We start from the raw sequence: 23,620 nt of genomic DNA, 5'->3' as shown, positions 1-23,620 counted from the left end.
GTCTGTCGCCGTGGCCGAGGAAACCACCGAAGTGTCCGCCGAAGTGAGAACCGCTCGGAGACTTCCCTTTACGGCGATCGGCGTGGCGCTGCTCGTCGTGGCGATCATCGCCGGGTCGGTCGTCGCCACCTTCATGCAGCTGCATCTGCGCGCTGACGATGCCGCCAAGGACAGGGATGCCGCGGTGGTGTCGGCGGCGCGGCGGATGGTGGTCGATCTGACCACATTGAGTCAGGGATCGCTGGATGGCGATATGAAACGGATCATGTCGGAAACAACCGGTTCCTTTCGCGATCAATTTTCCCACCAGGCGGATTCGTTCCGTCAGGTCGTGGCGAAGGGAGCCGTCGAGTCGACCGGGCAGGTCACCGAAGCCGGACTGATCAGCGCCGACCCCAACCAGGCTCAGGTGCTGGTGGCGTCGACCTCGACGGTCAAGAACAGTGACGCGCCGAATGGTCAGCAGCGGTTGTACCGGATGAAGGTCAGTCTGCAGCACCTCGGCGGGACATGGCTGATCTCGGATGTGGAGTTCGTATCATGACAATCGCGAAAATCGTCCGCCGAGTGCCGCTGTGGACCGCAGCTCGGATCGAAGGCTGGTCGCGTCGGCGGAAAACGCTTGTTCTGGTCCCGCTGGCGATGTGGCTGATCGCCCTCATAGCCGCGGTCACGGTCATGGGAATTCGCATTCAGCACAACGACTCGGTGAACACCGCCCGAACCAGCGCGCTGGCGACCGCCGATACCAGCGTTCCGAAACTCTTGTCCTATCGGGCGGATTCGGCCGAACAAGATCTCGACGACGCGGCGAATCTGCTCACCGGCGATTTCAAGAATCGGTTCCAATCTCTGGTGAAGGACACGATCATCCCGGCGGCCATGGAGCATCAGACGGTGACCAAGGCGTCGGTGGCCGGCAAGTCGGTGGTGGACGCGACCTCGGATTCGGCCACCGTGCTGATGTTCATCGACCAGACCACCAGCAGCAAGGAATCCCCACAGCCGCGCCTGGATGCCAGTCGCGTGCGTATCCGGCTGAATCACATCGGCGATCAATGGCTGATCTCCGAACTGCAGCCGGTGTGACCCGCCAATCGAATCACGTCATCGAACAACTGGAGAGAATATGAGTGGCGTCGAAGTCGCGGTGCAGGGGCTGACGAAGTCGTTCGGATCGCAGACGATCTGGCGGGATGTGTCGCTGACACTGCCCCGCGGTGAAATCAGTGTGCTGTTGGGGCCGTCGGGCACCGGGAAATCGGTATTCCTGAAGTCGTTGATCGGATTGCTGCGCCCCGAAGAGGGTTCGATCGTCATCGACGGGACGGATATTCTGCGCTGTTCGAACAAAGAACTCTATGAGATCCGGAAAATGTTCGGCGTCCTGTTCCAGGACGGTGCGCTGTTCGGATCCATGGATCTCTACGACAACACCGCCTTCCCGCTACGTGAGCATACGAAGAAGAGCGAGTCCGAGATTCGCGACATCGTGATGGAGAAGATGGAGCTCGTCGGCCTCACCGGCGCCGAGACGAAACTTCCGGGCGAGATATCCGGTGGTATGCGCAAGCGCGCGGGGCTGGCTCGTGCGCTGGTGCTGGATCCGCAGATCATCCTCGTCGACGAACCCGACTCCGGTCTGGATCCGGTGCGTACCACCTACATCAGTCAGCTGCTGATGGATATCAACGCACAGATCGACGCCACCATCCTGATCGTTTCGCACAACATCAACCTGGCGCGCACCGTGCCGGACAACATCGGCATGCTGTTCCGCCGTGAACTGGTGATGTTCGGACCACGCGAGGTGCTGCTGACCAGTGACGAGCCGGTGGTCGAGCAATTCCTCAACGGCACCATGATCGGGCCGATCGGCATGTCGGAAGAAAAAGACGAAGCACAGATGGCTCATGAGCGGGCGCTGGTAGAAGCAGGCCACCACGCGGGCGGAGTCGAGGTGATCGCCGGGGTGGTGCCGCAAATGCGTCCCACACCGGGAATGCCGCCGCGGCAAGGGGAATTGCGAAGGCAGGACCGGGTGCGGGAAATTCTGCCGTCCCTGCCGCCGGCCGCGCAGAGCGTGATTCTGGAGTCCATGACCGAGGAGGAGTACGTCCCTCCCAGGTGGGGGTAAAACCCCCCGATGTGGTGAGGCGCGCACCGGGTGCTATCGCTGAGACTCGAATCACACTGCAGTACAACGAATGACGATCGCACGGGCGTTCGCCGTAGGGCATCGAGAACGCGCGTAGACAACCGAGAGAGGTTGACCATGACCACGGTCGAATCCGACACCGGGACCGTTCCCGACGACATCGCACGCACCGTCGTCCTGCCCGAAGGACACGCCGACGACGCGAAGGTATTCGAGGCCTACCGCTGGCTGCGCGAAAATCAGCCGCTCGCCCAGGTGCGGGTGGAGGGCTACGACCCGCTCTGGCTCGTCACCAAACATGCCGACCTCATGGAAATCGAGCGGCAGCCGGAGATCTTCAGCGCCGGCGGCGGTCCGGACAAGGGCACGCACAACCCGCTGCTGGCGAATCAGGCCGGTGACGAATTCACTAAGCAGCTCCTGGGTGGGAGTCTGCGGATTCTCGACGCCCTGCCCTACCTGGACCCGCCGGAGCACACGGTCATCAAGGATGTCGCCTTCGACTGGTTCCGTCCCGCCAATCTGAAGAAGTGGGAGGACCAGATCCGCGCCATCGCAAGGGAATCGGTGCAGCGGCTGACCTCCGGATCGCCGGAGCTGGACGCGGTGCAGGAATTCAGTGTCTTCTTCCCGCTTCGCGTCATCATGACTCTGTTCGGTGTGCCGCAGGCCGACGAACCGCTGATGTTCGCCCTGACCCAGGACTTCTTCGGGGTCGCCGATCCGGACGCGATCCGCGACGATGTCGAAGCGCTGTCACCGGATGCCGCGGCGCAGCAGTTCGCGGCAGCGATCAAGGATTTCTACGCCTACTTCGATGTCCTCGTCGAAGACCGCCGGGTGAATCCGCGCGATGATCTGGCCACCCTGATCGCCGTCGCCAAGGACGAGACGGGGGAGTACTTCCCGAAGTCCTTCGCCTACGGCTGGTTCATGGCGATCGCGACAGCCGGCCATGACACCACGGCGAGCACCTTGGCCGGATGCCTGCACAACCTGGCCGCTCGTCCGGACATCCTCGACCGGGTCAGGAACGACCCGAGTCTGATTCCGCACCTGGTCAACGAATCGCTGCGGATCGTGTCGCCGGTGAAGCAATTCACCCGGATGGCGCTGTCGGACTACGAGCTGCGCGGTCAAAAGATCAAGGCCGGTGATCGGCTGGTGCTGCTGTTCCAGTCCGGAAACCGCGATGCCGAGGTGTTCGACAATCCCGACACCTTCGATATCGACCGGCGCCCGAACAAGCACATCGCCTTCGGCTACGGCCCGCACATGTGCATCGGCCAGCATCTGGCGAAGCTCGAGCTGAAGGTGATGCTCGAAGAGCTGCTGCCGCGGCTCGCGAAGGTCGAGGTAACCGGCACGCCGAAGATGATCCAGACCAACTTCGTCGGCGGACTGCGCCACCTGCCGGTCCGACTGACCTTCTCCTGACCTCGTCGCGGTGCGCCGGGAGCGCGAAGTTCCCGGCGCACCGATGATTTCATCGAATAGAAAGTGCAGCAGCGCATGGCGAAAGTCGTGTACCACCTACCGGACGGCACGACCTCCCAGGTCGACGTCGATGCGGGGCAGAGCATCATGAGTGGGTCGGTCAACAACAATCTGCCCGGAATCGTCGCCGAGTGCGGAGGCAGCTGCGCGTGCGCTACCTGCCATGTGTTTCTCGCCCCCGAGTATCAGGATCTGTTCGCGGAGCCGAGCGACGAGGAATCCGAACTCATCGACTATCTCGATGGTGCGACACCGGAGTCCCGGCTGTCGTGCCAGCTGATCGTCTCCGATACCGACCGTGAAATCCACGTTCGCGTAGCCGACAGCCGGTGATCGTGGTGGCTGCGCACTCGAGCCCGAATGACCGGTGGACCGATATCCGGCATGCTCTCTACATCGTCGCCGGCATTGTCGCGCTATTGCTGACCTGGCCGCACGCATTCGATTGGATGCGAGACGGCGGGAACATCCTCAACCCGATCGCCTTCTTCGGCGACGCGATCGACGCGGGCGGCACGGCCGCATTCCTGAGTATCGACATGCTGATCGCCTGGGCGGTATTCATGGTGTGGGTGGTGACCGACAGCGCGCGCATCGGAATGGGCCGCAAATGGGGTGTGTTCTTCATCGTGCTGTCCTACATCGGGGTCTCCATGGCTTTCCCGGTGTATCTCGTTGCGCGCGAACGCTTTCTGGCTCGCCGCGGCGGTGCCGGGAGTGAGGACGCTGCTCGAGTGGCGGTGAGCAGCGAATGACCGCGACCACTGGCCCCAGCGATTCGGTCGTCATCATCGGCGCCGGGCACGCCGGGGCGACGCTCGCCGGTCTGCTGCGCCAGCAGAAATGGGCGGGCCCGATCACGTTGATTGGGGAGGAGTCGCATCCGCCCTACCATCGGCCGCCGCTGTCGAAGAAGTTCACCGACGACACCATGGTGCAACTGCTCAAACCCGCGGACTTCTACCCCGACAACGACATCGAACTGCTGCTCGGGGTGCGGGCGACCGCAGTCGATGTCGCTGCTCGACGGGTGAGTTTGGACAATGCTGAGCATCGCGACTTCGCAACGCTGGTGATCGCGACCGGGGCGACGCCTCGCATGGTCCCGGTTCCCGGCGCCGAGGCCACGGGCATTTCGACGTTGCGCACGATCGCGGATGCGCAGCGATTGGGGTCCGCCTTGGACGCCGAGGCGACGCTGGCCGTGATCGGTGGCGGTTACGTCGGCATGGAAGTTGCGGCGGTGGCGCGCTCGAGGGGTGTCGACGTCACGGTGATCGAACGTGAGGACCGCATCCTCGCGCGGGTCGCCAGCGCCGAACTCTCGCGCCGGCTGACCGAGTATCACGCGGCACGCGGCACGCGCGTGGTCGTGAACTGCAACGTCGCGGAATTCCTGACCACGGACGGCGCTCTCACAACCGTTGTGGCGCACGATGGTACGGCGATCGCCTGTGACCATGCGCTCGTCGGTGTCGGCGCGGTGCCCAATGTGGAGCTGGCACAGCAGTGTGGCGTTGCCTGCGACGGCGGCGTCCTGGTGGATCGCGCCGGACGGACGAATGTGCCGGGAATCATGGCCATCGGGGACGTCACCCGCCGCCCGCACGACGCACTGGACGGGCTCTATCGCTTGGAATCGATTCCCAGCGCGGTCGAACAGGCCAAACACGCCGCCGCCGCGATCTGCGGGACCGATGGGGGAGTCCACGAAACACCGTGGTTCTGGTCGGACCAGTTCGATCTGAAGTTAAAGATCGCCGGTCTGCTGGAGGCGGGGACCCGCACCATCGTGCGCGCGGGGGAGTCGCCCGAATCGTTTGCGTTGTTCCATCAGCGCCTCGATCGCACGGTGTGCGCGGTGGAGACGGCGAACAGCCCGAAGGACTTCATGGCCGGCAAGAAGCTGATCTCGGAGCGGGTGCCCGTGGACCCCGATCTGCTGGCCGATGCGGAGGTGCCGATTCGGGACCTGCTGCGAGGCGGCTCGCCCACGCGATCGGTGACCTACTGAGTGAAACGGCAGACATCATGGATCTGGTAAGCAACGGTGAGGTCGTGCTGTGGCGGCGCAGTTTCGAAGTACTCAATTACTTCGGCCGCTGCCCGGTGTGTGGTTACAGCGCCGAGGCAACCGTGGTGGTGACCACCTATACCGACGGTTCGTCCGACACCCAGCCCCTCGGGCGCTGTGGGCTGCCCTGCGGCTGGACGGGAGCGATCGAGATGAACACCATGACCAGCGTCAACCGCTGATCGGATCGCCCTACCGAGCGACAGATCGGACCCGTGCTGTCGAGAGAACGTTCGATCATCCGAACCGCGAGAGGCCGCCGGCATCGATGCCGGCGGCCTCTTTCGGTTGCGCGACGCGGAACTAGCGGCGGGCAACCGACCGTCGCGACAACTGCTCGATTCGATCCTGGATCGCTCGGATCTCGCGTCGGAACTCCGCGCGGCGCTGCCCCGATCCCGGCTGTTCACCGTCCAGCAGGCCCAGGCGGCGAGCGAGCCGCAGGGCGGTGTGAAACATCTCGGCCGAGGTGGATTCGGCGCCGGCATTGCGGCGTTGTAGTGCCCACTGGTGTGCGACCGCGAGGCACCGTTCGATGAACCACGGCTCATCGAACTCCGCCGAGTCGCCGAGTTCGGCGAGTTGGTGTGCGACCACCGCGTAGGCGTCGATGAACGGCCGCAGCATCAGCGGTGCCACGAGCAGATCGACGCGGTCGAGGCATCGTTCGGCGGTGGCCGCGTCGATCGATGCCAAATCGGTGTTTCCACCGGAGATCAGATCGAGTTCGGACTGCAGCGCCGCCACGAATTCGGTTCTGCCCGCGAAGAAGAACTCGAATTTGAGTAGATCGCGCAGCCGCAGTGCGTCGTCGAGCGCGGTCGCTGCGCCGTTCGTCGTGCACGAACCTTGTACGGCCACTTCGACAATCGCCCGTTCGATCACGGCGTGGATCGCGCTGTTGCGGTAGACCGCGGCGACCAGGTGCTGGCTCGGACGGATGCCCCACACGGTGGTATCACCGCGGAAACTGCTGAGCACACCGGTTTTCTCGAGGTCTTGCAGCGCACGCCGGACCGTGGCCCGGTCGGTGAGATTCGCCGCGCCGGCCGTCTGCCAATTCCGCGCGCGCAGGTACTCGGCGAGTGGTTCCACCGTCTCGAGCACCTCGTCGAGCGTCAGTGCCCGGTCGGCGGCCAATAGCGCGATACAGACCACCGCCGTCGGAGCGACCGGTGTGGCGCGGTTGATCCGGTGCGACACTTCCACGGCGATGCGTTCGATGGCGGTGGTCTCGGCGGCATCGTCGCTCTTGAGTTCCTTGAGCCGGGACCGCAGCTCGATCGGCTCACCGAAGTCGACATACACGCGGCCCAGCCGGCGCTGCAGGCCACGTAGGTAGCCGAAGAGCCAGCGGACGTTCTCCGGCGTTTTGTTCTGCCCGCCCGCCTCCGCGGTCATCTTCTCCACCTCGTGGGTCGGAAGCTGGTCATAGAGGATGGAGACCGGCACCAGCAGCACGTCCGAGCCCTCCTGTTCCTCGACGGCATCGGCGACGTAGCGCAACAGGCCGAGGCGTGGCGGGCGGAGCTTTCCGGTCCGGGAACGGCCGCCCTCGATGGACCAGATCATGTTGGAGCGGTCGGCGACGAGTGTGCGGATGAACGATCGCAGGGCGAGTTTGTATACCGGGACATCGTTTGTCGCGCGCCGGATGTGGACGATGCCGGTTCGCCGGGCAATGGTCCCGAGCGGAAAGAAGTCGAGGTTGGCGCCCGCGAATCCGAAAGGCGCCCGCACCCCGAGCTCCACCAGCGCAGTGGGAAATACCCACTCGTCGAGATAGGACCGATGTGAGATGAGGAATACCAGCGAATGCCCGCGGTCGAGCGCGTGCAGCTTCGCCAATTCCTCCTCGTCGACGAGCCGGTCGTAGCCGCGCAGCATCCACCGCCCAAGTGCATGCCACTGCCGCAGCACAGTCTGGTTGTGGGTGGCCCACATGCCGCGGTGGTAGGACCGGATCTCGTCGACGATGTCGGAAACCGGCCGGTTGAGGCGCGCCGCCAGGGCGGCCACCTCCTCCGCGGATTCGGCGCCCTGGCCCGCGTGTTCGGTCACGACTGCGCCTCCAGATTCGTGGACGTTGCCGAATCGGGCCAGTGCGCGAGGGTATCCGAATACAGCCGCCGCACCTGCTCGACCGAGCGATCCAGGTCCGCCTTGGTCCAGCCGATCGTGGATATCGGGTCGTGCACGAGTACCTCCACGGTGCCCGATCGGGCGGTTTTCGCGTTGCGCCACATCAGTTCTCCTGCATTGCGGATAACAATCGGGACGAGCGGGACTTCGGCTTGCATCGCCAGGTGGAAGGCGCCCTTCTTGAACCGGCCGACCCGGGGGGTGAGCGACCGGGTGCCCTCGGGGGAGATGACGATGGAGACCCCTGAGGTCAGCCGCTGCCTGGCCTCTGCGAGCGCCTGGTGGGCTTGTTCGGGGTCGGCGCGGTCGATGAAGGCGAAGTCGGCCATGGCCAGCAACTGCCCGAGAACAGGGATGCTCGCCGCCTCCTTCTTCGCCACGGCGGTGAATCCGCCACGCAATATCGACGTCGTGACGAGGAGATCGATCAGGGAGCTCTGGTGATTGATCAGGAACACCGCCGGGCGCTGTGCCCACAGGTTGGCTTCGCCGATCACCCGAACGTCGATGTCGCCGAGGGCGGATCCGACCTGGGCGAAAAGACTTGTGGCCAAGTCGATTCCGCGGCGCTTGTTGCCGGTCAGCGCGCCGATCGCAATGCCGGCCACGCCGGATCCGGCCAGCGCGCCGTACATCGCCGCGGTGCGCAGCACCGGTTTCGGATCGAGCCTGCCGGGGCCACGGCGCAGTCGCAACGCGGGCCAGTCGTGGGCTCGTGCGTGCTCGGCCAAACCGGGCTGCGCGTTGACCGCACAGGGACGGCCGACGCACGACAGGAAAGGCACATCCTCGTTCCCGTTGGCATAGGCGAACGACTCGGACAGGTCGATGCCCGTGGCGTCGGCGAAAGTTGCTACTGCCGCGGCCTTTCCGGCTGCCCAGGGTGGGCGCCCCGCTACCCGGCCGGTCAGCAGTCCATCCACCGCTTCCAGTTCCGAGCACAGAATCCGGTCCACTTCCAGTTCGCGAGCCAGCGGCTCGACCTGGAATCGGGTGGCCGACGTCGCGATCACCACGGTGTGCCCGCAGTGCTGGTGTTCCTTGACCACGCTCCACATCTCATGGAACAGCGAGCCCGCGATGCTCTGGCTGAACAGCCGCGCGCCGAGTTCGGCGATGTCGGCGGCGGGCCGCCCGGCCCAGCCTGCCACGCCGCGGGCGAGCAGTTCGCCGAACTGGTCTTCGGTCAGTGTCGGCCCGGCCATGGAGCGCAGCGTGTGCACGAGCTCGTCTACCCCGATCTCTCCGTGCCGCAGCCGATGTGAGTACAGCGACTCGGCGGAGTAGCCGTCGATCAAGGTGCCGTCGAAGTCGAAGAACGCGCCGACGGCCGGGCCCGTGGGCGCACGCCGGATCGCGTCCAGGTGGGCGGAGAGCGACATATGCGGTGTGTCTCCTTGCTGCTGCTGGTCAACACATCGGGCGATAGTTAGAATGGTAATACCATACAACCTAGGAGGTCCGATGGGAACGTCTCCGCGTTCGGCGGATGAGGCGGCCAACTGGGGCGGAGCGCCGGAGATGTCGGCCTGGGAGGGCCTCATGTGGCGCGCCGAGCGCGATGCGCGCACCCGTTCGACCGGCATCCTGCTCGAACTGCTCGACCGTGAGCCGGACTGGGAACGGCTCGTCGCGGCGTTCGAGCGCACCAGCCGGCGCATCCCGCGGCTGCGTGACCACGTCGTCGAGCCGCCTGTTCCCATGGTTCAGCCGGCATGGTCACCGGACCCGGGATTCACCGTCCGCGACCACCTGCGCCGGGTGCAGCTCGGGCCCGACGCCGGAATACGAGAGCTCTTGGCGCAGTGCGAAACCGAGTGGGATGTCCAGCTCGACCGTGCCCGGCCGCCGTGGGAAGCGATTCTCTTCGGTGGACTGCGCGACGGTGGTGCCGCCCTCGCCTTCCGCTTTCACCACAGCCTGTCCGACGGTATGGGCCTGGTGCAGTTGCTGGAATTGGCGCACGAGGGTGATCGCGACCAGGGATCGAGCGCCCCGCCGTCTTCGCCTCCGCTGACCGGGGCCGGGATGCTTGTCGAGGCGACGTTGACGGCCGCAGATCCGGGCACAGTGTTGCGCGCGGCGCGCGCGGCGCTCGATCGCTCGTTGCGCGCGTTGCGCGATCCGCTCCGCACGGTCGCCGATGCCACCGGCTATGTCGCGTCGCTGTCGCGCCTGCTCGCACCTGCGCAGGCCCATCGTTCTCCGCTACTCGCGGTGCGCAGCCATGGCGCGCGGCTGATTGTTGTGAATGTTGCGTTGCGCGAGTTGAAGTCGGCCGGCGCGGCGGCGGGCGGCTCGGTCAACGACGCCTTCCTCGCGGCGGTGCTCGGTGGCATCCGGCGCTATCACGACCGCAAGGGCGTCCCGGTCGACGACGTCGTGGTGGGGATACCGGTCAGCCTGCGCAACGAGGACGATCCCCTGGGAGGCAACCGATTTGCCGGGATTCGCTTCCCTGGACCGGCCGGCGAGCTCGATCCCGCACGGCGGATTCACGCCATCCGGGAACATGTGCTGGCCGCCAGAGACGAGCCCGCGATCGGCTTCCTCGACTTCCTGTCGCCGGTGCTGACCAAGCTGCCGACCTGGGCGATCATCGAATTGTCGGCCGGCCTGACGACGAGTTCGGATGTGCAGGTATCCAATATTCGCGGCATCACCCGTCCGGTACAACTGGCTGGGGCGCAGGTAACCGGGATGTACCCGCTCGGGCCTCGCCCGGGCGTCGCGGCGATGATCGCGATGATCACCTACAACGGGATGTGCTGCCTCGGGCTGAATGTCGATCCCGGCACCTTCGACGACATCGAGGCGCTGCAGCAGTCCATCGACGAAGGGTTCGCGGAAGTGCTCGCCCTCGCGGCGCACGGTCCGGAAGGCCGCGCATGAAACGACGGGATCTGCGCCGCGACGACCTCGACATGCGCATCAGGGCCGCCGAGGCCGACGCCTACGCCGCCTACGGTGTGGCCGGGACGGAACGCTTGGTCGAACTCGATTCCGGGTTCGGTCGGGTGTTCGTACGCCTCACCGAATTCGGTGCTCTCGATGACCGTCCGCCGGTTGTCCTCTTGCACGGAATCGCCTCTGCCACAGTCCTTGCCGCGCCGCTGCTGCCCTATCTGAGCGATCGTCGGGTCATCGCGGTGGATTGGCCCGGCCACGGCCTGTCCGGCGAATGCGTGTTACCGCCCGGGATGGATCTGCGCGCGCACTGCTCGGCGGTACTGGGTTCACTGCTGAGCGAAATCGGCGCCGTCACAGTGAATATCGTCGGCCACTCCATGGGCGGGCAGTTCGGGCTCTATGCCGCCGCAGATCTCGGCACTCGCGTGCGACGACTGGCGGTGCTCGGCGCACCCGGCGCCGCGCTTCGCGGTGTGAAACCGATACCGGCCATGTGCCTGCTCGCACTGCCCAAACTCGGCCCGATGGCGCTGTCGCGGCCGATGCCGGACCGGATGTTCGAGCGCACCAACGATGTGTCGCTCGGCCGGGACGCTCTGCGTGACGCCGCGCCGGAAATGGTTGTCGCGCTGCGGTTGATCGGCGCCAGGACTGGCAACGCCCCGAGTATTGCAGGCTTCTTCCGGACGCTGGTCAAAAGGGCGTCGGTGCGTCCGCAAGTGATGCTGGCCGGCGACACGCTCGCCCGCCTCGGACAACCGGTGCAGTTCGTCTGGGGTGACGACGATGTGTTTCTGCGGCCGCTCGCCGCCGCGGCGTCGATCGTGGCGGTGCGAGATGTGCGCGTGCTCCGGCTTCCCGGGGCGGGTCACGCACCGTGGTTGCAGGCTCCCGAGCGCACGGGGCGGGCGGTCTCCGGCCACCTGCGCGGCTGATAACAAACCTGGCCGGCTGTCAGGGTTTCTCACCCGCACGAGTGGTCTCGAGTAGCCCTTCCGAGGGATCTTCGCCGTCTGTCCATCTCGTCCGTCCCGCCGTCGAGGCACGATGACGCCGTCTGGTGAGGCGATTCGGTCTCGTGGTACTCGGGGAAGAAGGCAGCGATGACAAGCATCAACCGGCAGCCCGTGGTCGCGGTTCTGGGAGCGGGCTCGTGGGCGACCGCGGTGGCATCGATCGTGGCGCGGAATTCACCGACCGTGATGTGGGCGCGCTCGGCCGAGGTCACCGCCGAAATCAACGAACGCTCGCGCAACGGGCGCTATACCGGGGAATGGCCGCTGCCCCCGGCCTTGCGTGCCACATCGTGTGTCGAGGAAGCCCTGGCCGCAGCGGACGTCGTCGTCGCCGGAATTCCATCGAAGGTATTCCGTGACGTGCTGGGCGACGCGGCGGCATTCGTCCGGCCCGGGGTGCCGATCATCAGCCTGGTCAAGGGGCTCGAGCGCGGAACCGACCGGCGAATGACACAGATCGTCTCCGAAATGCTGCCGGGGCATCCGGCCGGTGTGCTCGCCGGCCCGAACATCGCCCAGGAGATCGTCGAGGGGTATGCCGCGGCCGCCACTCTCGCCATGCCCGAGCCGGATTGCGCAGACCAGCTCGCAGCCCTGTTCCGGACATCTCGATACCGCGTCTACTCCAGTACCGATGTGGTCGGCGTCGAACTGTGCGGGGCATTGAAGAACGTGTACGCGATCGCCGCGGGAATGGCGGACGGCGCCGGCGCGGGTTACAACACCAAGGCAATGGTCATCACGCGTTCGCTGCGCGAGATGGCATCCCTCGGGTCGGCGCTGGGCGGTGAGCTCGCGACATTCAGTGGTCTGGCCGGCAACGGCGATCTCATCGTGACCTGCACGAGTCCGCGCAGCCGGAACCGCAGGCTCGGTGAAGCGCTCGGTCGTGGCATGACGATCGAGGACGCGCTCGCGACGCTGACCCAGGTGGCCGAGGGCGCCGGCGCTGTGGGCGTCGTCAAGCGGCTGGCCGAACGAGTGGGTGTCGACGCGCCCCTCGTGCGCGAGGTGGACGCGGTAGTCAACCACGGGGCGACAGTAGCCGACGCGTACCGCGGACTGCTGCGCGAGATTCCAGGTCACGAAACGCGCGGAAGCGGCTGGTGAGCGCGAGCGCCTCAGGGGCCGAGAAAGAGGCGCTCACACGGCAATCGGGGCATGAGCTCGCAGTGCTCCACCGTGGTAAGGACCAATTCGATTGCGCACCAGCGTCTTCGCGTCCAGTCCATGATGATATTGCGCGCGGCCTCCGCGGTGGCAGTGTAGTCGAGCGCGACGTCGGCCAGCCAGATACGTAGGTGCACATGCCCGTCGGACGGGCACCACCGTGCCGCCTGCATCGCTGATACGCTTCTCGGTAGCTGCTTCATCGAGGCTCCTCCGTATCAGATCCATGCTCCGGCAATCTGCCCGTTCACCACATCCCCCTGGTGAAGCATGCCTGTACCTCATCGGAGGGAATTTCGGCGCAGGGACACCGCACGAACACGCCCCGTGGGACCGCAACGTGTGTGTCGATGCGGTCCCACGGGGCGCGTGGGTGAGGCGCGCTACATCGGACTCAGGCCGCGGAGATGCCGCCGTTGACGCTGATGGCCTGACCGGTCAGGCGACCGGACTCCGGGCGGCACAGGAATACCGCCAACGCGGCGATATCGTCGGCAACCGGCACTCCGAGGTGCGCCTGCTGGGCGGCCTTGGCGAACAGCTTGGCGCTGAACCCGTCGCTGGTGATGCGCTCGGTCGAACCGGTTTCGTTGACCAGGGACGGTGTCAGGACGTTGGCGCGGATCCCGTCGCGTTTGCCTTCGATGGCAATCGTCCTGGTGAACATCACGATCCCGGCCTTGGCGGCGCCGATCACCGCCTCGCCGGGAGTCGCGGTCTTGCCCGCGTCGGACGCCAGGTTGACGATGACGCCGTGGCGCCGCTGTCGCATCATCGGCATCACCGTGCTCGCCATATGCATCGAGGGCAAGGCGAGATCGGTGTAGATGGTGGCGATGTCCTCGGTCGCGATCTTGGAAAACAGCTCCGGCTTGACGTCCGCCGCAGTCGAGCAGACCAGGATATCGATGCCGTTCAGCAGGATTTCGGATTGCGCGGCAATCGATTTCGCCGCAGCCGGGTCGATCGGGTTGCCTTGAACGAAGCTGACTTGCGCGCCGGACTTCTCCACGAGCGACTTCGCTTGCTCGCCACGCGCTTCGTTTCGCCCGACCAACACGATGCGAGGGACCCCCGCCTCGGCCAGCTGTCGCGCCGTCGCGAGTCCGATGCCGGCGGTTCCGCCGATGACCAGCGCCCCGCTGTCGGCGAGTTCCTTCGGCGGAGCGAGGATGCGGCCCGATTCGGCCGACGGTTGCGTCTTGCTCACAGCGACACCGTCCCGCGGGTGAAAATGTCCTTGGCGATGATCTTCTTCTGGATCTCCGCGGTCCCGTCCGCGACCAGGTAGGCCATCACGTCTCGGAAGCGTTGTTGCAGTGGGAATTCCACCGAGTATCCGAGGTTGCCGTGAATGCGCATCGCCGCCTCGATCGCGTTCTTGGCGACGATCGGCGGCCACCATTTGCTCATCGAGGCGAGCGAGGTGTGCGGGCGTCCGGTCTCGCGCGACCACAGCGCGCGATAGCAGATCCAGCGCGCCCCCTCGATATAGGTCGCGTGTTCGGCGAGCTGGAAGGAAACACCCTGGTTCTCGCCGATGGGCTTACCGAATGCCTCGCGCTGCTGCGCGTACTGTGCGGCTTCCTCGAGGCTCTGTTTGGCGGCGCCCAGGCAGAGCAGACCGAGCGCTGCGCGGCTGAAGTCGAAGTGGTTCATCACCGACTGGAAGCCACGGCCCTCTTCGCCGATGATGTGCGAGGACGGGATGAAGACATCCTCGAAATGCAAAGCGCCCCAGCCCAAGGGCAGGCACCCCATACCGGGCATATGGCTGCGGCTGACGCCGGGGGAGTCCAGCGGGACGACGAAACAGCTCACGCCGGTCGAGCGCGTGGTGCCCGCTTCCCGTGCGTAGACGAGGGCGACGGTCGCGTTCATCGCCCACGAGATGGCCGTCTTCTCGCCGTTGAGTTTCCACCCGCCGGGCACGGCGGTGGCGGTGGTGCGCAGGCCCGCCGCATCCGATCCCGACCCGGGTTCGGTCAACGCGATCGCAATCGTCTCTTCTCCGGCGATCAGCGGCGGCAGATACCGCTCGCGGACCTCCTTCGAAGCCAGACTCAGCTGAGATCCCGAGAGTCCGATCTGTACTGGTACTCCGGCCATGTTCACATCGCCGTAGGCGAGGGTCTCGGTGGCGAGGCCGAGCAGGACGGGATCTTCGTGCCCGGTGCCGCCGTACTCTTCGGGCAAGCCGATGCCCAGGACCCCGAGGTCACCCAGCTTCTTGTAGATGTCGAACGGAAACTCGGCCGATGCGGCGCGGTCCCGGTAGCCGGGTAGTAGTACATGTTCGCTGAAGCTTTCCAGCGTCTTGCGGAACTCCTCATGTTCGTCCGCGAATTCGAAGGACACCATCCGGGCCCCTCCTCTCTTAAGGTCCGACCAATATTATCATTGGTCCTTATTTAGACCTAGAGTGCCGCGGTGCGACCCGTGCCTAGGATCTGCGCCAAGCGCGCCTCGAACGCGCGTCCGGTGATTCCGAATCGCGTGAAGATCTCGTCTTCCGGCGGTCCGCCGAAGGGTAGCCAGATCTCCGCGAGGCGAACCATCTCGTCGGTCTCGCTGTAGGCGTGCGGAGGTGACGCGTGGCGGGTTCGGCGTGGCAGATCGCGTGTTTGCCGATATCGGCGGATTCGTTGCGCCAGTTGTAATCGGGCATGGGCACTCGGGGCGGATCGCATCGTGTCGAAAACTTTCATGGGGCGGCCTGCTCTGATGAGGCCGCACTCGAACGTGGCAAATATGGTCAGACCATAATATGGTCAGGTCCTTCTGTGCGCAATGGCCCTCCGGCTCACGGGCCACGGCGCCACGTTCTCACCGCACGTCGAGATAGATACTCTTCACGTTCTGGTAGCTCGACAAGCCCTCCGGGCCCAGCTCGCGGCCCATGCCGCTGTTCTTGATTCCGCCGAACGGCGCGGTCGGGTCGTTGGAGTATCCGTTGATTCCGACCGTGCCCGAGGCGATGCGGCGCGCGAATCGGGCGCCGCGGTCCGCGTCCGCCGTCCATACCGTGCCGCCGAGCCCGTAGTCGGAACCATTGGCAATCGCCACCGCCTCGTCCTCGTCGGCGTAGGGGATAACTGACAGCACCGGTCCGAAGATCTCTTCCCGGGCGATCGTGTGGTCGGGTCGCACGTCGGCGAAGACCGTCGGTTCGACGAACCAGCCACGATCGAAGACCCGGCCGCCGCCGGCGGTGACGCGCGCGCCGTCCTTGCGCCCGACCGCGATATAGCCTTCGACCCGTTCGCGTTGCCGGGCGGAGACCAGCGGTCCCATCTGCGTGGCGTCCGAGAGTGGATCGCCCACCGTGATGCTCTTGGCGAGATCGGTGATCGTGTCGACGATTTCGTCATAGCGCGCGGCCGGCGCCAGGACGCGGGTGCACAGCCAGCAGATCTGCCCGTTGTTCAGCAATGTCGCACCGAAGAAGGATTCGATGTCTGCGGCGAGATTCGCATCATCGAGCACGATGGCGGCCGATTTGCCGCCCAATTCCAGCGTCACCGGTCGCAGCAGTTCGCCACAGGTGCGCGCGATCGCTCGCCCTGCGCCGGTCGATCCGGTGAACGACACCTTGTCCACACCCGGGTGCGCCACCAGGTAGGCGCCGAGTTCGCGCCCGCCGGGCACCACATTGAGAACACCGGCCGGCAGTCCGGCCGCGAGCGCGGCCTCGGCCATCAGGAATGCGTCCAGCACGGTTTCCGGCGCGGGTTTGAGCACCACGGTACAGCCCGCCGCCAGCGCCGGCGCGATCTTCAGAAACGTGATGGCCTGCGGCACATTCCACGGCACGATGGCGCCGACCACACCGATCGGGGACCGCGTCACCGCAGTCGAGCCGCCGAGCATGCCGGGCCGGATTTCGTCCTCCTGATCGGCGACCATGCTGCCGTAGTACTGCAGAAGCAGTGCGGGAAAGCCACTTTCGAACTGCCGGGCCAGACCGATCGGCATACCGTTCTGGCTGCTGACCCGGCGTGCGGTGTCTTCGCCCCGCTCCTGCAGCTTCTCGGCGAACTCGGCGAGTACTTCCGCGCGGCGTTTGCCGTCCCACTGCGCCCAGCCGGCCGGATCGTCGAAGGCCGCCCGGGCCGCGGCGACCGCTGCGTCGATATCGGCCTTGCTGCCCTCGGGGACGGAGCCGATGCGCTCCTCGGTAGCCGGTGAGATCACCGGGATGATCGAACTCGTGGCCGGCGCGACCCAGCGCCCGTCGAGGTAGAGGTCGGTGTAATCGATGGTCATGATGGTGCCTTTTGCTCCGGACGGTTCAGTCGTGGACGAGAACGGGTTTGAGGACCTCGCCGCGATGTTGCGCCGCGACGGCGTCGTTGATCTTGGTGAAGTCGAAGGTGGTCACCAGCTTGTCGATCGGGAACCGGCCGGCCCGGTACAGCTCGATCAGTTCCGGGATGAATTCGTCCGGAACGCTGTCACCTTCGATGATGCCGACGACCGTGAGGCCCAGTACCAGCGTCTCGATCACCGAAATCGGCAGCGCGGCTTCAGGATCGGCGGGCACGCCGATCAGGCCCAGCTTTCCGTGGAAGGTCATCGACTTGACCAGACCGTCGATCACCGCCGGCATGCCCGAGGTGTCGATGGCGTAGTCGACACCGGCGGCGACTATGGCACGAACCTGCTCCGCGACCGGACCCGCGCCAGGGTCGATGGCGTGTGTCGCGCCGAGTTCGATCGCGAGTTCGCGGCGCGAGGCATGGGGCTCGATGACGATAATGGTCGCGCACTCCCGCACCGCGGCGGCCATGACGGCGGCCAGGCCGACCGATCCCGCCCCGGCGACCAGCAGCGACGAGCCCGGCTGGCACGTGAGCGAACGCAGCACCGCACCGGCTCCGGTTTGGATGCCGCAACCGATCGGCGCGATTATCTCGGCCGGGAGGTCGCTCGGCGCCTTCACCACATTGCGCTCCAACGCCACGCTGTGGGTGGCGAACGAGGACTGCCCGAAGAACAGCCCGGTGATCGCCTCGGCTCCCGCCGACAGCGGGCCGGCGCCGTCGGCGCGCACACCGGCGTAGTTCAAATGCATGAAGTTGTGGCAGTACGACGGCGAATCGGCACGGCATGCCGGGCAGGATCCGCAGCTGGCGAAGGTGATCGCGACTCGGTCGCCCGGCGCCACCTTGGTGACGCCTTCGCCGATCGCTTCGACGAGACCGCAGCCTTCGTGACCGAACACCGCGGGCAGTGCGACCGGCAGCGCTCCGTCGCGAGCGGCCAGATCGGTGTGGCAGATTCCGACGGCCTCGATCTTCACCAGCACCTCGCCCGGCTTCGGTCCGTCGATGGTGATGGTCTCGAGCGAGAAGTCGCTGTGCGGGGCGCGGGCGACCGCGGCGAATGCTTGCATGATCAGATCCTTCGTGTTTCGGCGCGATCGCTCGCGGCGACCGGTGTGTGATCGCTGCCCTGCGCGGCATGACGCAGGGAGGTGGTCGAATCGGCCAGAGCGGCACGATCCAGCTGCGCGCCGGTGCCGATGAGCTTCTTTCCGGCCATGAAGTCGGCTGCGGCGTTGACAGTTTCGACGCACTGCGCGCGCCCGTCGGCGTCCAGGTGGAACAGTGCGCAGGAACCGGTGCGGGGATCGCCGCGCAGCACCGCCGTGGTGCCCGGTGCCGGTACTCCGGCCATCTTCATCTTCAGGTCGAACTGATCCGACCAGAACCACGGCACCTCGTGCGCGGGGACCGGTTCGCTGGTGATCACGGCGGCGGCCTGTCTTGCCTGTTCCGTGGCGCTCGGAATGCTCTCCAGCCGGACCAGTGCCCCAAGACCCTCGTGCAGCCGATGGGTGACATCGCCGATGGCCAGAATGTTCGGATCGCTGGTGCGGGCGGCCGCGTCGACCACGATGCCCGCCATGCAGTCCAGCCCCGCATCGCGGGCGAGACCGTCCTCGGGAGCCGCGCCGATGCCGATAACCACAGTGTCGCAATCGATGTCGGTGCCGTCGCCGAGCCGTACTCCTCGGACTCTTCCGTCGCGGCCGAGAATTGCGCGCACGTCGGCGCCGGTGACGATGCGGGTACCGCGTGCGAGATGACTGTCGGTGAGGATGCGCGACAATTCAGGGCTCGCCACGCGCGCCAGTACCCGGTCCTCACGTTCGATCACGGTCACCTCGCATCCGCGTGCTCGGGCGGCTGCGGCCACCTCCAAACCGACATAGCCGGCGCCGACGATGGCGATGCGCGCGCCGGCGAGCACAGCGGTCCGCAACTCGGTGGCATCGGCGAGGGTCCGCAGCGCGAGCACGCCGGCGAGATCGGCTCCGGGAACCGGGAGGGTGCGGGGACCGGCGCCGGTGGCGAGTACCAGGGTGTCGTAGCGGACGGTCCGTCCAGACCGGGTGGTCACTGTCTGTGCCGCGCGATCGATACCGACCACCGGATCGGCCAGGTGAAGTTCGATGTCGTTGTCGGCGTAGAACGATTCGGGCCGCAACCACTGCACGTAGTCGTCGCTGTCGTACTTCTTCGACAACGGCGGCCGATGATACGGCGGGACCGGCTCGGCTCCGTACATCACCACGCGACCGGTGAATTTCTGCTGCCGGAGCAGACCGGCGAGCGTGCCGCCGGCCTGTCCCGCTCCGACGATCACCACGGTGTGAGTCGGAAGATCGGTGTACATTGCCATTACCGGTCGAACTCGATCGCCACGGGCATATTCTTGAGCCCGCCGACGAAATTGGTCTGGATGAACCGCGTATCTCCGGTCGGAGTAATCGACTTCACCCGCGGCAGTAGCTCTTCGAACATGACGCGCAGTTCGAGCTTGGCCAGATGCTGCCCGATGCACATGTGCGGGCCGTAGCCGAAGGCGATGTGCCTGTTGGGCCGCCGGGTCAGGTCGAAGCGGTCCGGATCCGGGTTGGCGTCGGCGTCCCGGTTGCCGGACTGATACAGCAGCATGAAGCGGTCACCGGCGTGAATCTCGCGCCCTCGCAGGGTGTAATTCTGCGTCGCCATGCGCATGAAGTGCTTCACCGGCGAGGCCCACCGCAGCGACTCATTGACCAGGTGCGGAACCAGCGACAGATCGTTGCGGACGAGTTCGAGCTGGTCCGGGTGACGGGCCAACTCGAGCAGACCGCCTGCGAGGGTGCTGGAGGTGGTGTCGTGGCCGGCGGTCGCGATGGCGATGAAATAGCCGTAGTAGACCTCGTTCTTGTAGTACTCGCCGTCGGCATTGCGGGCCGATGCGATCACGGTCGCGAGATCGTCGCGCAGATTCGTGCGCCGATCCTGAAGCAGCGCTTCGAAATACGCGAAGAAGTCCTGAATCGTCGCCACCCACTGGCGGGCTGCGGCATCCGGGCTCAGCGGTTCGACATCGGTGCGGACCGCGTCCGGATCGGCGGTGCCGAAAAATTCCTGAGTCAGCGACATCATCTTGGGCTCATCGCTTTCCGGCACGCCGAACAGGCTCATGATCACGTGCAGCGGATACTGCAGCGCGAAGTCCTTGACGAAGTCGATACGCCCGTCGGTCTCGAGCAGCCGCGCCACCGCGGACTTGGCCAGCTCACGGATCACCGATTCCCACTGCGCCAGGTTCTGCGGCCGAAACCAGTCCAGCGCAATATCTTTGATCTCGGTGTGCTCCGGCGGATCGAGGTAGGTGAGGGTTTCCAGGATCCGCAGACTGCCGTTGTTGATGCTCTTGGTGAACGCGTCGCCGGCCTGATTGGCCAGGATCGGATTGACCGACCCCTTGTCCTCGCCGCCCGCGCTGGTGAAGATGTCGGGCTGGCGTTCGATCTCCATGAGGTCGGCGTGCTTGCTGACAAGCCACAGCGGGTCGTAGCCCTCGACGACCGCGCGGCCGAGCGGATTGTTCTCCCGCAGCCAGCGGTAGGCCTCGAACAGCGCGTCGTTGTCACGGTGGCCCTCGGGAAGCACGATCTGCCGGGCGATGGTCTCCGGGATCAACTCGGTGGCCTGCTCCGTGGTGCTCATTGTCTCTCCTCGCTCGATCGGGAAGTGGTACCCAGCGTGGCAGCGGGACAGGTGAGTCACATCACACCGATGCCGGAACAGTGTCGGCAGAAAGGGGGATTTGCGGCGCGGGAATCACCCCGATGGCCGATGTTGATCGACCGTCGTGGGGATGTCTGCCCACCTTCGCGCTTCGCAGACTGGAATCGCTGGTAAGCAGCGTTTCACCTTTCGGAGGAGGACCCCATGCCCACCGTTGTCTATCGACTGCCCGACGGCACGGCCCATTCGGTCGACGTTCCCGCCGGCCAGACGGTGATGGACGGCTCCGTGCGAAACAACCTGCCGGGCATCGTCGCCGAATGCGGCGGAAGCTGTTCGTGCGCCACCTGCCATGTATATGTGGAGGATGAGTCCGCCGCGGCGTTCGGCGAGCCGTCCATGGAGGAGCAGGATCTGCTCGAATTCCTCGACGGGGCGCGCAGTTGCTCCCGGCTGGCCTGTCAGCTGGTGCTGAATGCGGAGATGGAGCCGATCACCGTGACGGTGGCGCAATCGAATGGTTCGTGAGAGATCCAGCGGAATGGCGGGCGATCAATACACTGCGGTTGGTCGCCCCCAACTTTCGCAGTATCCGTTTGACATGCGATTTCACTGTATCGACGGTGATGACCAATTCGTTGGCGATCGCGGTATTGGACGAGCCCGTGAGTATCAGTCGCAATACTTCGCTCTCCCGTTCGGTCAACGGTTCCATCCATGAGGGAGCGGGCGGTGTGGACTCTCGTACCGCCTGCCCCGCCGGGACATCGGTGTGACCCTCGCGTGCGACAACACTCGATCGAAGGAGCTCGAGCTGCCGGGTTCTGCGCGCGGCCAGGCCCAGCCGTCGCAGGCATCCGCCGAGCACCTCCAGCAACAGCGTGGTCGAATCATGCTGTGCCGCATCGAATGTTCCCGCCACATGAACGATCAGAGCGGGCGTGTCGCCGACGGTGACTGCCATGATCGTGCAGTCCTGGGGGAACAGATGCCTCAGCGCCGCCACCGGCCGGCCGGTCAGCGGTGCGCCCCCGCCAGTGACGACGCGCGACTCCGCCGATCCGGGAAGCAGCGGGTAGTCCGCCGGGATCGCCGCCGCGTCACCGGACTCGTACGTCGCGACCGGCACGGCTCGATCGGCCTCAATACTGGAGGCCAGCACCCGCTCGGCGGAGCAGATATCCGCCAATGCCGCGCATGCACGTCGAAGTAGTACGGTGCCCGACGAGGCATCGGTAAGGTCCGCGACCGCCCGGTCGAGGCGCTGAGCCGCGCGGCGAAGCTCGTCGATCTCGTTGTCGCGCAACGCTTGTTCTCGTTCGAGGCGCTCGGCGAGTTGGCTACCGAGTTCGGTCAAGCGAGGGCCTGACGCCGTTCTCATCGCGGCGATGAGTGCGTCGGCGGTCGGCTCGACATCCTGCGCGTCCCGGCCTGCGGGGTCACGCTCCGCCGCCTCCTGCGGCCCGGATCCGCTCATGCCGAAAGTCCTGGCGGCGACCGGTGGCCGGCGTAGAGGGCGGCGGCTTCGGCTCTGGTGCTGACGCCGATCTTTTTGAAGATGCGTTGCACATGCGATTTCACGGTGCCGTCGGAAATGCACAATTGTCGCGAAATCGCGCCGTTGGTGGCGCCACTGGCGATCAGTGCCAGCACATCGCGCTCACGGGCAGTGAGCGCTGTGGGGTAACGTGTTGCGCGCGTGGCAAATTCGAGTTCCGTCGAATGCGCGACAGGCTTGCCCTCGAGGTCGTCGAACGCGACCTTCGTGTCCTCTAGCTCGCGCAGCGCGCGCTGAAGTTTGTTCAAATCCTCCGTGGTGCGGCGATTCTGTTCGGTGATCGACGCATGCAATTGCGCCGATTCGGCCGACAGCGCACACGCCTGCGCCAAGGTGGTGATCAGATGGAAATCCGCCTCGTTCAGGTCATTGTCGTGACGGTCGACATGGACGATCGCGACCGCTCGATTCGCGACGACGATCGGTACCGCGAGATAGCCCGCCGGGCGGCTCAGGTCCAGCAGCGGCCGATACGTGTGCCGGTTGACCTCGGCGGGCCCCACCGCATACGAGCGACGGCGCCGGACCAGCTCCGCCTCCCGTGGCGCATCGCGCAAGGGGATCGACCGGCCGTCGACCGCGGCGACCAGCGGATCGTAGTCATGACCCAGTTCCGGATTCACCGAGACCGATACCGGTGACCAATGCGACCCCGAGACCACCGAGTACATCGCCTTGCCGTAGCCCAAGGCGGTGCACAACTCGCTGGTCAGCACGCTCGACAGCGACGCATCGCGAGCACTGTCGATCGCCCGCACCACGCGAGTCAGGCCGCCGAACTGCTTGCTGTGCACGTGAATGCGGCGGGCGATGTCCGCCCGTATGGCCTTGTCGACCGTCATCAGGATCGTCGCGACCTCGGCGGTCACCTCGGGGGCGGGCAAGCCGATGCGCAGCGCACGGCTGGCGTAGTCGCGCACCAGCGACAGGCTCGGATTGAAGTCCTGCAACCGCAGCAACTCGGGATCCGGACCGATCAATTCCAGCAGTCGCGTGAAGGCTTGTTCGGCGACATGGGCGTCGCTTCCCGGGCGAGTCCGCGTCGTTGCTGACTGCACAGTCACT

Annotated in this window: 23 protein-coding genes; 12 read left to right on the top strand and 11 right to left on the bottom strand. The window is 65.7% G+C overall.

Annotated elements, in window-relative coordinates; translation table 11 throughout:
* The first annotated feature begins 10 nt into the window (after positions 1 to 10).
* From NMI01S_RS27585 to NMI01S_RS27550, 8 genes are all read left to right on the top strand, one after another.
* Positions 11 to 544, top strand: a complete 534-nt coding sequence (locus tag NMI01S_RS27585) for an Rv1363c family protein (RefSeq protein WP_157126399.1) — start codon at positions 11 to 13, stop codon at positions 542 to 544.
* Positions 541 to 1,089, top strand: coding sequence for an Rv1363c family protein (locus NMI01S_RS27580; protein WP_063001631.1), 549 nt, complete (start codon positions 541 to 543; stop codon positions 1,087 to 1,089). Before NMI01S_RS27585 ends, NMI01S_RS27580 begins: the two co-directional genes overlap by 4 nt.
* Positions 1,090 to 1,129: 40 nt before the next feature.
* Positions 1,130 to 2,137, top strand: coding sequence for an ABC transporter ATP-binding protein (locus tag NMI01S_RS27575; RefSeq protein WP_063001630.1), 1,008 nt, complete (start codon positions 1,130 to 1,132; stop codon positions 2,135 to 2,137).
* Between the two features lie 138 nt (positions 2,138 to 2,275).
* Entirely contained in the window at positions 2,276 to 3,595 is a 1,320-nt protein-coding gene (locus NMI01S_RS27570) for a cytochrome P450 (RefSeq protein WP_063001629.1), read from the top strand.
* Positions 3,596 to 3,670: 75 nt separating this feature from the next.
* Positions 3,671 to 3,988 carry a 2Fe-2S iron-sulfur cluster-binding protein gene (locus tag NMI01S_RS27565; protein ID WP_063001628.1) on the top strand — a complete coding sequence of 106 codons (318 nt, stop codon included), beginning with the start codon at positions 3,671 to 3,673 and terminating at the stop codon, positions 3,986 to 3,988.
* 5 nt (positions 3,989 to 3,993) lie between these two features.
* Positions 3,994 to 4,410 (top strand): DUF2834 domain-containing protein, encoded by a 417-nt coding sequence (locus NMI01S_RS27560; RefSeq protein WP_063001724.1) that lies wholly within the window; start codon positions 3,994 to 3,996, stop codon positions 4,408 to 4,410.
* On the top strand, positions 4,407 to 5,669 hold the full coding sequence (locus NMI01S_RS27555) for an NAD(P)/FAD-dependent oxidoreductase (RefSeq protein WP_063001627.1): 1,263 nt from the start codon (positions 4,407 to 4,409) through the stop codon (positions 5,667 to 5,669). The genes NMI01S_RS27560 and NMI01S_RS27555 overlap by 4 nt, the downstream gene beginning before the upstream one ends.
* A gap of 17 nt (positions 5,670 to 5,686) precedes the next feature.
* Positions 5,687 to 5,911: a hypothetical protein gene (locus tag NMI01S_RS27550; protein WP_063001626.1), complete on the top strand. Its 225-nt coding sequence runs from the start codon at positions 5,687 to 5,689 to the stop codon at positions 5,909 to 5,911.
* A 121-nt stretch (positions 5,912 to 6,032) separates the two neighbouring features.
* Here the strand turns inward: NMI01S_RS27550 and NMI01S_RS27545 are convergent, their stop codons facing one another.
* Positions 6,033 to 7,790: a 1-acyl-sn-glycerol-3-phosphate acyltransferase gene (locus NMI01S_RS27545; protein WP_063001625.1), complete on the bottom strand. Its 1,758-nt coding sequence runs from the start codon at positions 7,788 to 7,790 to the stop codon at positions 6,033 to 6,035.
* Complete coding sequence (locus NMI01S_RS27540) at positions 7,787 to 9,322, bottom strand: HAD-IB family hydrolase (RefSeq protein WP_245717054.1); 1,536 nt, start codon at positions 9,320 to 9,322, stop codon at positions 7,787 to 7,789. The genes NMI01S_RS27545 and NMI01S_RS27540 overlap by 4 nt, the downstream gene beginning before the upstream one ends.
* Positions 9,323 to 9,335: 13 nt before the next feature.
* Here NMI01S_RS27540 and NMI01S_RS27535 point away from each other — a divergent pair, with 13 nt between their 5' ends.
* The 3 genes from NMI01S_RS27535 to NMI01S_RS27525 all read left to right on the top strand — a co-directional run bounded on the left by NMI01S_RS27535 (position 9,336) and on the right by NMI01S_RS27525 (position 12,907).
* The gene (locus NMI01S_RS27535) at positions 9,336 to 10,763 is read left to right on the top strand and encodes a wax ester/triacylglycerol synthase domain-containing protein (protein WP_063920872.1); all 1,428 of its coding nucleotides are present in this window, start codon (positions 9,336 to 9,338) and stop codon (positions 10,761 to 10,763) included.
* Positions 10,760 to 11,716 (top strand): alpha/beta fold hydrolase, encoded by a 957-nt coding sequence (locus NMI01S_RS27530; protein ID WP_063001622.1) that lies wholly within the window; start codon positions 10,760 to 10,762, stop codon positions 11,714 to 11,716. The genes NMI01S_RS27535 and NMI01S_RS27530 overlap by 4 nt, the downstream gene beginning before the upstream one ends.
* A 168-nt stretch (positions 11,717 to 11,884) precedes the next feature.
* Entirely contained in the window at positions 11,885 to 12,907 is a 1,023-nt protein-coding gene (locus NMI01S_RS27525; RefSeq protein ID WP_063001621.1) for an NAD(P)H-dependent glycerol-3-phosphate dehydrogenase, read from the top strand.
* Between the two features lie 11 nt (positions 12,908 to 12,918).
* Here NMI01S_RS27525 and NMI01S_RS27520 read toward each other — a convergent pair whose 3' ends face one another.
* From NMI01S_RS27520 to NMI01S_RS27485, 7 genes are all read right to left on the bottom strand, one after another.
* The gene (locus tag NMI01S_RS27520) at positions 12,919 to 13,170 is read right to left on the bottom strand and encodes a hypothetical protein (RefSeq protein WP_157126398.1); all 252 of its coding nucleotides are present in this window, start codon (positions 13,168 to 13,170) and stop codon (positions 12,919 to 12,921) included.
* A gap of 191 nt (positions 13,171 to 13,361) precedes the next feature.
* A complete protein-coding gene (locus NMI01S_RS27515) occupies positions 13,362 to 14,177 on the bottom strand; it encodes an SDR family NAD(P)-dependent oxidoreductase (RefSeq protein WP_245717053.1) in 816 nt (271 codons plus the stop codon).
* Positions 14,174 to 15,328 carry an acyl-CoA dehydrogenase family protein gene (locus tag NMI01S_RS27510; protein ID WP_063001619.1) on the bottom strand — a complete coding sequence of 385 codons (1,155 nt, stop codon included), beginning with the start codon at positions 15,326 to 15,328 and terminating at the stop codon, positions 14,174 to 14,176. The genes NMI01S_RS27515 and NMI01S_RS27510 overlap by 4 nt, the downstream gene beginning before the upstream one ends.
* Before the next feature lie 465 nt (positions 15,329 to 15,793).
* The gene (locus NMI01S_RS27500; RefSeq protein WP_174554577.1) at positions 15,794 to 17,233 is read right to left on the bottom strand and encodes an aldehyde dehydrogenase; all 1,440 of its coding nucleotides are present in this window, start codon (positions 17,231 to 17,233) and stop codon (positions 15,794 to 15,796) included.
* 25 nt (positions 17,234 to 17,258) lie between these two features.
* Positions 17,259 to 18,362, bottom strand: coding sequence for an NAD(P)-dependent alcohol dehydrogenase (locus tag NMI01S_RS27495; RefSeq protein ID WP_063001616.1), 1,104 nt, complete (start codon positions 18,360 to 18,362; stop codon positions 17,259 to 17,261).
* 2 nt (positions 18,363 to 18,364) lie between these two features.
* Positions 18,365 to 19,648 carry an NAD(P)/FAD-dependent oxidoreductase gene (locus tag NMI01S_RS27490; RefSeq protein ID WP_063001615.1) on the bottom strand — a complete coding sequence of 428 codons (1,284 nt, stop codon included), beginning with the start codon at positions 19,646 to 19,648 and terminating at the stop codon, positions 18,365 to 18,367.
* A gap of 5 nt (positions 19,649 to 19,653) precedes the next feature.
* Positions 19,654 to 20,976 carry a cytochrome P450 gene (locus NMI01S_RS27485; protein WP_063001614.1) on the bottom strand — a complete coding sequence of 441 codons (1,323 nt, stop codon included), beginning with the start codon at positions 20,974 to 20,976 and terminating at the stop codon, positions 19,654 to 19,656.
* Between the two features lie 225 nt (positions 20,977 to 21,201).
* On the opposite strand from NMI01S_RS27485, the gene NMI01S_RS27480 reads away from it, so the two are divergent.
* Complete coding sequence (locus NMI01S_RS27480) at positions 21,202 to 21,525, top strand: 2Fe-2S iron-sulfur cluster-binding protein (RefSeq protein WP_063001613.1); 324 nt, start codon at positions 21,202 to 21,204, stop codon at positions 21,523 to 21,525.
* Here NMI01S_RS27480 and NMI01S_RS27475 read toward each other — a convergent pair.
* On the bottom strand, positions 21,491 to 22,474 hold the full coding sequence (locus tag NMI01S_RS27475) for a helix-turn-helix transcriptional regulator (protein ID WP_063001612.1): 984 nt from the start codon (positions 22,472 to 22,474) through the stop codon (positions 21,491 to 21,493). The two genes, NMI01S_RS27480 and NMI01S_RS27475, sit on opposite strands and share 35 nt — an antisense overlap.
* Positions 22,471 to 23,619, bottom strand: a complete 1,149-nt coding sequence (locus tag NMI01S_RS27470; RefSeq protein ID WP_245717052.1) for a helix-turn-helix transcriptional regulator — start codon at positions 23,617 to 23,619, stop codon at positions 22,471 to 22,473. The genes NMI01S_RS27475 and NMI01S_RS27470 overlap by 4 nt, the downstream gene beginning before the upstream one ends.
* Position 23,620 lies beyond the last annotated feature (1 nt).

Origin of the sequence: Nocardia mikamii NBRC 108933, assembly GCF_001613505.1 — a bacterium.
Taxonomy (GTDB): Bacteria; Actinomycetota; Actinomycetes; order Mycobacteriales; family Mycobacteriaceae; genus Nocardia; species Nocardia mikamii.
This window is presented reverse-complemented; position numbering and strand designations above follow the sequence as displayed.